12 protein-coding genes are annotated in these 12,076 nt (G+C 67.9%); 5 read left to right on the top strand and 7 right to left on the bottom strand.

Going from position 1 to position 12,076, the window contains the following annotated elements:
- Positions 1-179: 179 nt before the first annotated feature.
- Positions 180-800, top strand: coding sequence for a hypothetical protein (locus AQJ64_RS00055; protein ID WP_055636192.1), 621 nt, complete (start codon positions 180-182; stop codon positions 798-800).
- A gap of 374 nt (positions 801-1,174) precedes the next feature.
- Here AQJ64_RS00055 and AQJ64_RS00050 read toward each other — a convergent pair whose 3' ends face one another.
- The 3 genes from AQJ64_RS00050 to AQJ64_RS00040 form a co-directional block, all read right to left on the bottom strand.
- The gene (locus tag AQJ64_RS00050) at positions 1,175-1,801 is read right to left on the bottom strand and encodes a hypothetical protein (RefSeq protein ID WP_079061378.1); all 627 of its coding nucleotides are present in this window, start codon (positions 1,799-1,801) and stop codon (positions 1,175-1,177) included.
- Positions 1,802-1,869: 68 nt separating this feature from the next.
- Positions 1,870-2,571 carry a ribonuclease HII gene (locus AQJ64_RS00045; protein ID WP_055636194.1) on the bottom strand — a complete coding sequence of 234 codons (702 nt, stop codon included), beginning with the start codon at positions 2,569-2,571 and terminating at the stop codon, positions 1,870-1,872.
- 93 nt (positions 2,572-2,664) lie between these two features.
- Complete coding sequence (locus tag AQJ64_RS00040; RefSeq protein WP_055636195.1) at positions 2,665-3,288, bottom strand: TetR/AcrR family transcriptional regulator; 624 nt, start codon at positions 3,286-3,288, stop codon at positions 2,665-2,667.
- A 189-nt stretch (positions 3,289-3,477) separates the two neighbouring features.
- On the opposite strand from AQJ64_RS00040, the gene AQJ64_RS00035 reads away from it, so the two are divergent.
- On the top strand, positions 3,478-5,025 hold the full coding sequence (locus tag AQJ64_RS00035) for an MFS transporter (RefSeq protein ID WP_055636196.1): 1,548 nt from the start codon (positions 3,478-3,480) through the stop codon (positions 5,023-5,025).
- Between the two features lie 342 nt (positions 5,026-5,367).
- Here AQJ64_RS00035 and AQJ64_RS00030 read toward each other — a convergent pair whose 3' ends face one another.
- The 3 genes from AQJ64_RS00030 to AQJ64_RS00020 form a co-directional block, all read right to left on the bottom strand.
- A complete protein-coding gene (locus tag AQJ64_RS00030) occupies positions 5,368-6,273 on the bottom strand; it encodes an ADP-ribosylglycohydrolase family protein (protein WP_055636197.1) in 906 nt (301 codons plus the stop codon).
- The gene (locus AQJ64_RS00025) at positions 6,263-6,946 is read right to left on the bottom strand and encodes a histidine phosphatase family protein (RefSeq protein WP_055636198.1); all 684 of its coding nucleotides are present in this window, start codon (positions 6,944-6,946) and stop codon (positions 6,263-6,265) included. The genes AQJ64_RS00030 and AQJ64_RS00025 overlap by 11 nt, the downstream gene beginning before the upstream one ends.
- Before the next feature lie 130 nt (positions 6,947-7,076).
- On the bottom strand, positions 7,077-7,682 hold the full coding sequence (locus AQJ64_RS00020) for a YdbC family protein (protein WP_059202291.1): 606 nt from the start codon (positions 7,680-7,682) through the stop codon (positions 7,077-7,079).
- 153 nt (positions 7,683-7,835) lie between these two features.
- On the opposite strand from AQJ64_RS00020, the gene AQJ64_RS00015 reads away from it, so the two are divergent.
- On the top strand, positions 7,836-8,366 hold the full coding sequence (locus AQJ64_RS00015) for a TerD family protein (protein WP_055638933.1): 531 nt from the start codon (positions 7,836-7,838) through the stop codon (positions 8,364-8,366).
- 137 nt (positions 8,367-8,503) lie between these two features.
- Here AQJ64_RS00015 and AQJ64_RS48840 read toward each other — a convergent pair whose 3' ends face one another.
- Positions 8,504-9,133, bottom strand: coding sequence for a hypothetical protein (locus tag AQJ64_RS48840; RefSeq protein WP_157881203.1), 630 nt, complete (start codon positions 9,131-9,133; stop codon positions 8,504-8,506).
- A 34-nt stretch (positions 9,134-9,167) separates the two neighbouring features.
- Between AQJ64_RS48840 and AQJ64_RS00010 the strand changes: the two genes are divergently transcribed.
- Together AQJ64_RS00010 and AQJ64_RS00005 are read left to right on the top strand one after the other, a co-directional pair.
- The gene (locus AQJ64_RS00010; protein WP_055638934.1) at positions 9,168-9,620 is read left to right on the top strand and encodes a hypothetical protein; all 453 of its coding nucleotides are present in this window, start codon (positions 9,168-9,170) and stop codon (positions 9,618-9,620) included.
- 105 nt (positions 9,621-9,725) lie between these two features.
- Positions 9,726-10,967, top strand: coding sequence for an IS701 family transposase (locus AQJ64_RS00005; protein ID WP_055638935.1), 1,242 nt, complete (start codon positions 9,726-9,728; stop codon positions 10,965-10,967).
- The last annotated feature ends 1,109 nt before the right edge of the window (positions 10,968-12,076 follow it).

Genomic DNA, 12,076 nt, shown 5'->3' with positions numbered 1-12,076 from the left:
ACACACTGCCCTATAACGGTCTGTGGCCCCAATTGCTCGTTGCCGCATCCAAGTTCGACAGGAAGAATTGAGGTCCGCTCCCCGCACGGCTGGCCCGTAGTCCGGTAGGGCTCTGCTGCGGCGTGCGCTCCCCCCAATCCGACCCGCCCGCAGTGTGGGCCGTAGCCGAAGGGAGGATCGTGACCCTCGGATTCGCTCCGTCCTCGGCAGCATCGTTGTCGTCGTCCACGTCCGCCGCTTCCGCCCATCGTTTGCTCGAGCCCGCGGAGTGGTCCGCGGCCGGTATCCCTTTGCTGCGCAACCCGCGCGAAGTGGTCAGCGGGCTGCACTCGCGGCACCGGCCCGGGCCGGCCACCGCGATCGTGGCCGTGCTCGATCCCGACGAACGGGTGTGCGCCAGTGCGTCGTTCACCCGACGTCAGGTACCCGCCGACGGGTGGATGTTCCGTAACGCGCTGCTGGCCCAGCTGCGCCGGGTCATCCCGCACGACCTGCGGCGGCGTACGCCGGTGCGGACCGCGGTGCTGCTCTACTGCCGTGAGGGCGACGCGCGCTGGACGGAAGAGGACGGAGCGTGGATGTGGGGCCTGCGTGACGCCTGCACCCTGCACGGGCTGCGCTGCGGGGCGTACATCACGCTGACCCGGGACGGCTGGCAGGTGCTCGGCGAGGGGCGTGGAGGTCGCCGCCCCAACACGGATTCCGCCCCGGAGCCCTTCGGCCTGTCCGAGGCGCCGCCGCCGTTGCCGCGCACCGGTGGCGCCATGTCGGAGGTCCTGCGGCGCGCGGCCGCCCGCTGAGCGGATCAAGGGGTACGACGCCCCGGACGGCCTCCGGACCCGCCTCGGTGGGCCTCCTGCATGCCGCTGCTCAGCCGCCGGCCTGAACGGCATCCGGCCGCTGGAGCGGCCCGCCGCACCGCGTCCCATGTCGTCAGGTGACCCGTGGGGCCCCGGCGGACCTCAGGCCCGCGGGGCGAGGCGAGCGCCCACCGAGGCCCCCGCCGTCCACCGAGGCTGCCGCCGGGCGGCGGTCACACCCGACGGCCGGATTCCGGGCATGCCGAGGCGCGCGCCGAGACTCGCGTCGTCCGCGCACGCGAAAGCACACCGTGGAGGTGCCGCGGCAGCGGGGCCTGCCCGGCCCCGGCGCCTCCTGGTCCACCGGGTTCGGCTCAGACTCCTGCGCCGAGCACCGCGTTGATCTGCTGCGGGTCTCCGCAGACGATCAGCAGCGAGCCGGCCCGGGAACGAGCCGTCGGCAGAGCCGCCGCAGCGGACTCCGGGCCACCGTTGACGGCGACCACGACGACGGGCCGCACGCCCGCACGGCCCGCAGCGGCGCCATCGGTGTAGAAGACGTCGTCCCCGGCGTCGTGCTGCGCCCAGTAGGACGCCTCGCCGAAGGAGAGTTCATGGACGGCCCAGGGGTGCTGTTCACCGGTGGTGATCACCAGTACGTCACCTGGGGCGCGTCCCGAGTCCAGGAGCAGGTCCACGGCCTCCTCTGCGGCGTCCAGGGCACCCTGGGCCGAGGCCGGGATCAGCTGGATCTGGGGAGTCGCCGAAGCGGGCGCGGGAGCGGCCGGGGCCGAGGGCCCGGGCTTGGGGGCGGTGTCACGCGGGGTGCGCTGCACCGGCGGCGCGGGCCGAAGGGGGCCGGGACGACCGGGACGCGACGGAGCCGCGGGACGGGGGCCGGGTACGGGTCGAGGGGTCGGCGCTGTACGGCCGCTGGCCGGAGTGGCGCGGGGACCCTGGGCACTCTCGTGAATCTGAGGCTCCTCGGGAATGAGAGGCATGGGCTGATTTTTATCAAACGTTGGTGCGGCTCGCGCCGGTGGGTGGCACATCAGTGCGAGCGGAATCGTCAGAAGTCGAAGCCGAGCTGACCCTCGATCTCCGGAACGCTTCCGTCCGCCCAGCTGCGGGCCTTCTTGAGGTGCCGCCACTGGGGCAGCGCATCAAGATACGCCCACGACAACCGGTGGTACGGGGTGGGGCCCCGCTCCTCCAGTGCGGCCTTGTGCACGGGCGACGGATACCCGGCATTGTCCGCAAAACCGAAGTGTGCATGCTCGACACCCAGTTCGGCCATCATTTTGTCGCGCTGAACCTTGGCGATCACCGAGGCCGCCGCGACCGCCACGCACGAACGGTCGCCCTTGATGACCGTGCGGACCCGCCACGGGGCGCCGAGGTAGTCGTGCTTCCCGTCGAGGATCACCGCGTCCGGCCGGACCGGCAGCGCCTCCAGCGCCCGCCCTGCGGCGAGCCGCAGCGCGGCCGTCATCCCCAGGTCGTCGATCTCCTCCGGGGAGGCGTGCCCCAGGGCGTAGGACGTCACCCACGTCCGCAGCACCTCGGCCAGCTCGGTGCGCCGTTTGAGGGTGAGCAGCTTGGAGTCGGTGAGACCTGCGGGCGGGCGACGCAGTCCGGTGACCGCCGCGCAGACGGTGACGGGGCCGGCCCAGGCGCCGCGGCCCACCTCGTCGACACCGGCAATGACCTTCGCTCCGGTCGTTGCGCGGAGGGAGCGCTCGACGGTGTGGGTGGGTGGTTCGTACGGCATGGCGCCCTTAGCGTACGCCGCCGAGATCCCCTCGCGACACCCCGGTTGGCCGCGACCGCCCGTCCGTCCCCGACAGGCCCGTCCCCACCGCGGTCAGGAGGCTTCCGGACGCAGCAGCGGAAGCATGAGCCGGTCAATCATCTCTTCGAGATCCTGATCACTCCATTCACTTCCGCACACCTTGGATCGGTACATCATCATGGCCGGAATGGCGTCGAAGACATAGCTGTTCGCAGCTCCGGCCCGTACCTCTCCCCGCTCGATTCCACGCGTGATGACCTCATGAAGCATCCTGACGGCCGGCTCCACGACCCCCTGGACGATCAGGGCCTGGAACCGCTCCGACTGCGATGGATCGCATTCGTGAATGATCGCCCGCAGCGCGAAGCCAGGCCGCGAGAACATCGCGTCACGCGCCGTCCGGCACAGCGCCACCAGGTCCTCGCGCACATTCCCGAGGTCGGGCGCCGCATCCAACGGGGGCAGCTCGGCACTCAGCGCGTCCGCGACGAGATCCTCCTTGGAGGGCCAGCGACGGTAGACGGCCGCCTTTCCGGTCTGGGCCCCGGCGGCGACTCCCTCCATCGTGAGGCCGTTCCAGCCGACGGTGCCGAGTTGTTCCAGCGCGGCATCGAGAATCGCGCGTTCGAGCACGGCGCCACGCCGGCGAGGGGAGGCCGTCCGGGCAGGTGCGGCCGTCCAGCGCGAAGTAACCATCCGAGTGTCTCCAGGCGAGCAGAGGGGGCGGGGAGTTCGAAGCGGTGCGGGGTGCGGCCGCGGCGACAGCGGGGGGACGTGCCGACGGGCACCCTAAAAGTGAACGCTTGCGTTCACTACTGGGGACTCACTACCGTGGACGCGAGAGTGAACGCCAGCGTTCACTAAAGCAGTTGTGGGGGACCCATAGTGACAACCTCTCAGTTGATTCAGGACCAGAAACCGGGTGCGGCCCGCCGGGACGGGCATCCCGGCATCGCGCTCACCGTCATCGCGGCCTGCCAGCTCATGGTGGTACTCGACGCGACGATTGTGAACATCGCACTCCCGCACATTCAAGACGCGCTGAAATTCAGCACCACCGACCTCACCTGGGTCGTCAGCGCCTACACACTCACCTTCGGCGGTCTGCTCCTGCTCGGCGCCCGAGCAGGTGACATCCTCGGCCGACGCAGGGTGTTCATGACCGGAATCCTGCTCTTCACCTTCGCCTCGCTGCTCGGCGGACTGGCTCAGGAGCCCTGGCAGTTGCTGGCGGCGCGAGCCCTGCAGGGGATGGGAGGCGCCATCGCCTCGCCCACCGCGCTGGCACTCATCACCACCACGTTTCCCGAAGGCCCGGAACGCAACCGGGCCTTCGGTGTCTTCGCCGCCGTCTCCGCGGGCGGCGGTGCCATAGGCCTGCTCGCGGGCGGCATGCTCACCGAATGGCTGGACTGGCGGTGGGTGCTCTTCGTCAACGTGCCCATCGGCGTGCTCATCGCCTCCCTCGCACCGCTCTACATCAACGAGTCGGAGCGGCATCCGGGGCGCTTCGACATCGCGGGCGCGGTGACCTCGACGGCCGGTATGGCCTCCCTGGTCTACGCGTTCATCCGGGCTGCCGGCGAAGGCTGGCGGGACGGTCTGACGCTCGTGGCCTTCGGTGCCGCGCTGGTCCTGCTGCTGGCCTTCGTGTTCACCGAGATGCGGGCCAAAGAGCCGATCACTCCGCTGAAGATGTTCGCCGACCGCAACCGCTCCGGCACGTACCTGATCATGCTGAGCCTGGCCGCGGCGATGTTCGGCATGTTCTTCTACATCGTCCTCTTCGTGCAGAACGTGCTCGGCTACAGCCCGATCAGCGCCGGGCTCGCCTTCCTGCCCATCACAGCCGCGATCGCGGTCGGCGCGGGACTGTCCCAGCGCTTCCTGCCCACCCTGGGACCCAAGCCGTTCATGCTCGCCGGGGCCACGCTGGTCGTGACCGGCCTCTCCTGGCTGACGTTCATCAACCCCGACAGCTCCTACCTGAGCGGAGTGCTCGGCCCCATGCTGGTGTTCGGCTTCGGCATGGGCCTGAACTTCGTGACGGCGACGGTCACCGCCGTCTCCGGCGTCGCCCCGCACGAAGCCGGCGCCGCGTCCGGACTGCTCAATGCCACCCAGCAGGTGGGAGGTTCGCTCGGGCTGGCGATCCTGACCACGGTCTTCGGCTCGGCCAGCAAGGACGAGGCGGAGAAGCAGCTGCCGGGCTTCCTCGCCGACGGAACGGCCGAGCAGAAGGCCGAGTTCGCCAAGACGCATCAACTGCCCGCCCCCTGGGGACACGAGGTCCTCGCCCACGGCATCTCCACCGCCTTCGTCCCGGCCGCCGCGATAGCCTCCATGGCCCTGGTCACGGCCTGGTTCGTGATCAGGGTCCGCAAGAGCGATCTGGACGCCCTGTCCGGGACGGCGGGGCCCACGGCGGGGTGAAGCGCGCGGATGGCCCGGCGTCGCCCCGAGCGCGGCCCGCAGGGGCGGTGCCACGGCCATCCGCAGTGCGCCGACGGCCCACAACACCGACCCGGCCGTCAGCGCGAACACGCTGAACCACATGACCACCACCCCCTGAACAGCCGCTCCCCGTCACCCGCCCGTGCCTTCACACACCGCACAGCGGATGACAGGACAACGCCCGAGTGATTACGCAGAGTTCCCGACGGACACGCAGAGTCTTCACTCCGGAACACGGGAGACAGCCGTCCCGGGCTGAACGCCCCTGAATCGGCCATGAGACGCCACACGAAACGCAGGGGACCTCCCCCGCTCGACCGGTCAGACGGGCGTGGCGACCCACCCCGGCAGCGCCTCCACCTGTTCCGCCCAGGTGGCCGGAGGCATGCCGGTCTTCCCGGCGGCCAGCACGCCGCCCACGATGGCGCAGGTGGTGTCGACGTCCCCGCCGACCTGCGCGGTCGTCCAGAACGCCGTCTCGTAGTCGCCGAGGGCGCGCGCGGCCGACCAGAGCGCGAAGGGAACGGTGTCATGGGCGGACGTACGCCGTCCGCAGCCCAGCACGGCCGCGACCGTGCCCGCGTCGCGGTAGTCGAGCATGTCCCTGGCGCGCCGCAGACCGGCGCCGACGGCGCTCTTGGGCACCAGGGCGATGACCCCGTCCAACAGCGCCCCGGGACCGGGCGGGCCGCCGGGCGCGCCGACCAGCGCGGCGGCCGCCGCGACGGCCATGGCACCGACCACGGCCTCCCGGTGCTGATGCGTGGGATAGGAGGAGATCTCGGCCTGATGGGTGGCCTGCTCGGGGTCGTCCGCGTACCAGGCCCCCAGGGGGGCGATCCGCATCGCCGCGCCATTGCCCCAGGATCCCTGTCCCTTGAACAGGGCCGCCGACAGTTCGCGCCAGTCGGCGCCCTCGCGAACCAGCCGCAGCAGGCGGTTGACCGCGGGGCCGTAGCCTCGGTCGAAGTCGTGGTGCTCCGCGAAGGAGCGGGCCAGGGCGTCCTGGTCGATACGGTGGTGGGTGGCCAGGACGGCCACCACCGAGCAGGCCATCTCGGTGTCGTCGGTCCATTGCCAGGGGCCGGGCGGCAGGGCGCGGTCCTTCAGCAGCGGGTAGTTCGCGGGCACGAAGAACTGTGACCCGAGGGCGTCACCCACCGCGAGTCCGCGCAGACTGGCGAGAGCGCGCTCCAGGCGCCCGTCGGGAGAGGAGTCAGCGGTCATCGCCCTGCCACTCTATCCGGTGACCCCCGTAGGACTCAGGATCTCGCCACCGGTCGAAGGGCCGGTCAAGGGTGTACTTCCCGTCGTCCCCGAGAACGAGCATGCGCATCTCGGCGTTCCCCGGATTCGACAGCGACTCGAACTCGGCGACCGTCCAGTGGAACCAGCGCATGCAGAACAGCCGCATGGCGAGGCCGTGGGTCACGATGAGCACGTTCGGCGGATGGTCAGGGGCCTCGAAGCTGCGGAACAGGCTCTCCAGGAAGCCGCCGACCCGGTCGTACACATCGGCTCCGCTCTCACCCTGCGCGAAACGGTAGAAGAAGTGCCCGTAGGCATCCCGGTAGGCCTTCTGGAGCCGTACGTCGTCGCGGTCCTGCCAGTTCCCCCAGTCCTGCTCACGCAGCCGGGGCTCCTCCCGCACCCTGATGCGGTCGGGATCGAGATGGAAGGCCCGGAGGGTCTCGTGCGTACGGCGGTAGGGGGAGACGTACACGCTGACCGGCTCGTCGCCGAGTACCTCCCGGAGCCTTTTGCCGGTCTCCTCGGCCTGCCGCCGGCCTCGGTCGGTGAGGGCCAGCGCGTGGTCGGGTTCACGCTCGTAGACGGTGTCATCAACATTGCCCGTTGATTCCCCGTGCCGGACAAGGACGATGCGCCGTGGTCGTGCCATGCCAAAACCCTAGATCGGGATGCGGCAGATCGAATACTCGTACGGCGCCCATACGGCGTAGGTCACACGGATCGAGCACCATGAGTCACAGGAGTGCACATCTTCCACCACAAGTGGTCAGGACCAGTGCTCATACGGTCCAGGTCGTCTCCAGTTCGATGATGTCACCGGTGAGAGCGGCGATGTCCGCCTCCGTCTGGGCGCGCAGCGCGAGCCGCTCCACGCGTTCGGTGCGGTACTTTCCGTGCTCGGCCTCGGAACGCCACATCGACAGGACCATGAACTCATGGCCGGGCGCCTCGGCGAACAGCCCGCGGATCATGCCGGGCGAGCCGGCCATGGCCGGGTTCCACACCTTCTCCTGCATCAGGGTGAAGTGTTCGGCGCGCTCCTCGTGGACCCTGCACAGGGCCACGCGCAGCAGGTCGGAGTCGGTGAAACGGGGCTCGAAGCCGGTCTTCACGTCGAAGCGGTGGTCGAACAGCCGTACCTGGGCGTCCTTGAACGTGCCCGCCTGGGCCGCGGCCAGCCGGTCATGGGAACGCGCCATGAAGGAGTCGTAGAAGGCACGGCTCTCCCAGAAGGCGAAGACATGCGCGACGGAGGGCCGGCTCCTGCTCCAGCCCCCGCCCTGTCCCCGAAATCCCGGCTCCCCCAGAAGCCCCGCCCACTTTCGCTGCCCCCGTTCGAAACCGCGGCGGTCCACCACGGTGCAGCGAATCCACTTGACCAGCACCGCGCCATGGTAAGGCCACAGGGCGTGGCGTCGGTCACTCTCTGGCGCAGAGCAGCCATGCCGTGAGCCACGCGCGCGTGGCAGGATGGACAACCGGCCCTGATGATCGGGCAGTTCGGGGTGAGGTCAGACGGTGAACGGGGAGGGACGTCCGTGAGCGGCATCAACAAGGGGATCCGCAAGGTCGAGATGGCGCTGAAGTGGGACCCGAGTCCGGCGGGACAGGCGGCCACCGATCTGGACATCGTCGCCGCGACGTACCTCGCGAGCGATCCGTCCGGGGCGCCCGCCTATGTGGTGCACTTCGACAGCCGCTCGCCGGACGGCACGATCTATCTCAACCGGGACAGCAAGGACGGCAAGGGCTTCGGCTGGGACGAGGTCATGACGCTGGAGCTCGAGCGGCTGGACGCGCGGTACGCGCGCGTGGTGGTCGGTGTCGTCATCCAGCAGCATCCGGCGCACCGCACCTTCGTCAGCGTCCTCAACCCCGCCTTCCGGATACGGGAGGGCTACACGGTTCTGGACGAGGACGAGTTCGGTGGTGTGCTCGGCGCGACGGCGGCGACGGTCGCGGAGTTCGTGCGCGAGTCCGACGGCTGGACGTTCCACCAGGGTGTCCAGGGATTCGAGGACGACCCGGTGACGTTCACCAGGGTCATGGGCCAGGTACGCCGGTCCTGATCCCGTCGAGAACAGAGAACGCACCGGGCAGCAGAGGGCAGGAAACACCGAGGGCGGTGGAGCCGGGGACCGGCTCCACCGCCCTTGCCAGATCACGGGGACCTGACCGGCACGGCGGGGATACTGGCGGAGACCACTTATTCTCGACGTGCCGTATGCCTGCGGCTCTCGACGTAGCTGGCCCAGTCTCGCTTCACGTACTTAACCCAGTGCACGGCTGTGTTGATGTGCACCCCGAGGATCTGACTGAGCACAGGAGCTGGCAGATCAGATGCGAGTGACAGAACCGCAGTGTTCTTGGCCGCACGAACACCAATTCCATGATTTGTGAGGCTCTGCGCCAATGGAGTGGCGCCAATTGCCTTGCCAGCCAGATTTCCCGGGAATAGCCAGTGCATTCCCGCGTCGCTTCGACTCACTACTGATCTTGGGATGCGAGATGCTTGTTCAATGATCAGCTTCGCGACGGCGGGGGGCAGCAATACCGGATGCTCACCAAGAGTCAGATAGGTACCGTCACTCCGCTTATTGAGATGATCCACGGTTAATTGAGAAATGCGACTGACAGGAACCCCATATAGCAGCACCAACGCGCCTGCTGCCCGAACATCCATCGGTAGCTCTGTGTCCTGAACACATCGAATCAGAAGCTTGACCTGATCCTCTTCCGAATGGAAATTCACAGGATCGCCAGACGCCCGGGCTGGAACACTCAGGTCACAACAAAGTCGACATCGCCTAGTACTCCAGCCGTAGATCGCGATCATGGATGCGGAGGCCGCTCGTCGGTAGCCTGCGCGTGTGGCTGAGACCTGGGACGAAGTGCAGCTGATGGCGGACGGCTTCGAGCGTGTGTACGTCGAGTTGGAGTGGTGCAGCGGGCCACGCGCCGGCCTGGCCGATGTCGACGGCAGGCCCCACTATTTCCAGGGCTACGACTGGGACGATGCCGACGAAGCGGACGAGTACCGCGTCTGGCCCGCCAGCGATGCTGCGGTGGAGCTGGAGCGCGAGCAGTGGGCGATCTTCGCCAGGTGGAACGAGCGCTATGAAGCAGGGACGGTGGGGTCGGAAACCCATCCGGGCCAGGGTGGGACCGACGTCCGCTACGACGAGCTGGCCCTGCTACTGGCTCCGTACCGCCAGGCGCCGGACGGCGCGAGGCGGCTTGTGGGCGAGCTGCGGTTCGACGCCGGCGCCCGTTACCGGGTCGAGGGTCTCGACTACTGGTTCCGGTGGCGTCCAGGCAGGTGAGGCCGCCGTTGATCATTAGGTGTTGTGTGGACAACCAATGATCGCGTGGCGGCCTCGGACGCCAGCGTAGTACCTGCCCACTGGCAGGCGGCGTTCGAGGCTCTGATGAGCCGGATCGCGGGCCGGTTCGCCCGAGTTGAGCCCCGTCGCCGGGTGCGGCGGTTGGTCTCCGGGCTTCTGTCGGACCTGCCGCGGAAGAACTGCTGGACCCTGGCCGAGCACGCGGGTGACGCGACCCCGGACGGTATGCAGCACCTGCTCCACCGCGCGAAATGGGACGCCGACGCGATCCGTGACGACATACGCGGCTACGTGGTCGAGCACCTGCACGACACGGAGGCGGTGCTCGTGGTCGACGAGACGGGCGATCTGAAGAAGGGCACGGCGACCGTCGGCGTCCAGCGCCAGTACACCGGCACGGCCGGCCGCATCGAGAACGCCCAGGTCGCCGTCTATCTCGTGTACTCGGCCTCCCGCGGACACGCTGCCATCGACCGGGCCCTGTACGTGCCGCGCTCGTGGACCGAGGACCCGGACCGCTGCCGGCGTGCGGGCATCCCGGATGGTCTGGCGTTCGCCACCAAACCCCAACTCGCCGCCCGCATGGTCCAACGAGCTCTGGACGCGGGAACTCCCGCGCGCTGGGTCGCTGGAGACGAGGTCTACGGAGACAACCCGCACCTGCGGACTGCCCTGGAACATCGCCAGACCGGCTATGTCCTGGCCGTCTCCAGCACCCACCCCGTCGTCACGCACGCCGGGAAGTTTCAGGCCAAGAACCTGGCCGCGCGGGTCCCGAAGCGGGCCTGGCAGCGACTGTCGGCCGGAGCGGGCGCGAAGGGCGAGCGGTACTACGACTGGGCACAGATCGTTATCCACGGCCCCGCTGGTCGGCCCGGCCACTGGTGGTTGCTGGTCCGCTGCAACCGCCTCACCGGAGAACTCGCCTTCTACCGCTGCTTCTCACCCCGCCCGGTGCCGATGTCCGAGCTGGTGCGGGTGGCCGGACGGCGCTGGACGGTCGAGGAGACGTTCCAGGCCGGCAAGGGCCTGACCGGTCTGGACGAGCACCAGGTCCGCCGCTGGACCTCCTGGCACCGCTGGGTCACCCTCGCGATGCTCGCCCACGCCTTCCTCGCCATCACCGCAGCCACTGAACGCCGCGACCGACCTACCCCCGACGGCCTGATCCCCTTGACCGGCAACGAGATCCAGCACCTGTTCGCGGCCCTGGTCAGCCCCGTCCACGACCTCGCGCACCGACTGCGCTGGTCACACTGGCGACGACGGCACCAAGCCCGTGCACGCCAGTGCCACTACCGGAGGCAAGCGGCACTCCAACCATGAAGATCACGATCTACGGCTGGAGTACTAGCCCAGTTCAAGAAATCCGCAATCCGATATCGCGACGTGGCACCTTCGGACAACCATCGATCAACTTCTCCTTGCGTTACCGCTTCAAGGTTGGTCCCCTCTTCGTCAAGCCATCGCAAGAAAGCTAGAGCAGTGGAAATTAGGGCCCTTGCATAATTGGCCCCGGCGCGAGTGAGCCCGCGCGTCTCAGCTCGGCGGCGCGCTCGACGCAGAACAACCCAGAGAGCATAAGGTTGGACCACGGCCCGATGGTGCTCTGCTTCACTCAGGAAGTCCTCAACCCACTGCTCTGTCCGGGCAACATTCTCGTCCCGAGCAGGAAGAGCGCCCATATGCACCAAGATGTGCCTCAAATGTGTGGCTGCCTGCCTATGCGGAAATTCGTCAAGGAGCTCATGACTGAGCGGACGTCCAGAACTCATTAGTTCCTTCAATAGATGCGCTCCACCCTGCTGGTAGCGGAGCCAGAAGAGAACGGTGCGCGGATTCTCTACTGTCTCGAGCTCGGAGACTAAGGAAGCAAGCCGAGTATTGCGACTCGGCTCAAAATACTCATTAAGCTCACGCCGAAGTACACACCTGGCGCACTCCCCACGTCGATAGAGATCACCGCATGCACCACAGTTGATGCAGGTGTACGTCAGGTCGACCCCAACGCAAGGCCCGCAGCACCGCTGACTTCCATCGGTGCTACCGATCAGAGGGCGAATGTTATGGCACACGGGGCACTTTGCAGCCCTGCCGCGGATTCGCTTGTAGCAAGTAATACAAACAGGCCCAATCGGCCATCGAATTGTGACTGGCCGAACACGACCGCACTCGGCACACGGCACCTGAGGTACGGGAGACTTGGGTGAACATGTAGCACAAATCGGTCGACCGCTCTTCGCGCCCTTGCATGGCTTTTCGAGCCCACATACAGAACACGAAGCCACCTGACCTCTATAGCAGCTCACGCATTGGTCACCTTGATCACCCTGACCGCGTGCTGCGATCTGCATGATGCGCCCACACCGACTGCACAAACGCTCAGGCCGGCTATAGCACCGATCACAAACAGGGCCATCAACTGTCTGAGACTT

The sequence above is a fragment of the Streptomyces griseoruber genome, assembly GCF_001514205.1.
Classification (GTDB): domain Bacteria; phylum Actinomycetota; class Actinomycetes; order Streptomycetales; family Streptomycetaceae; genus Streptomyces; species Streptomyces griseoruber.
Note: the sequence above shows the minus strand (reverse complement) of the source record. Positions and strands in the feature narration are given on the sequence as shown.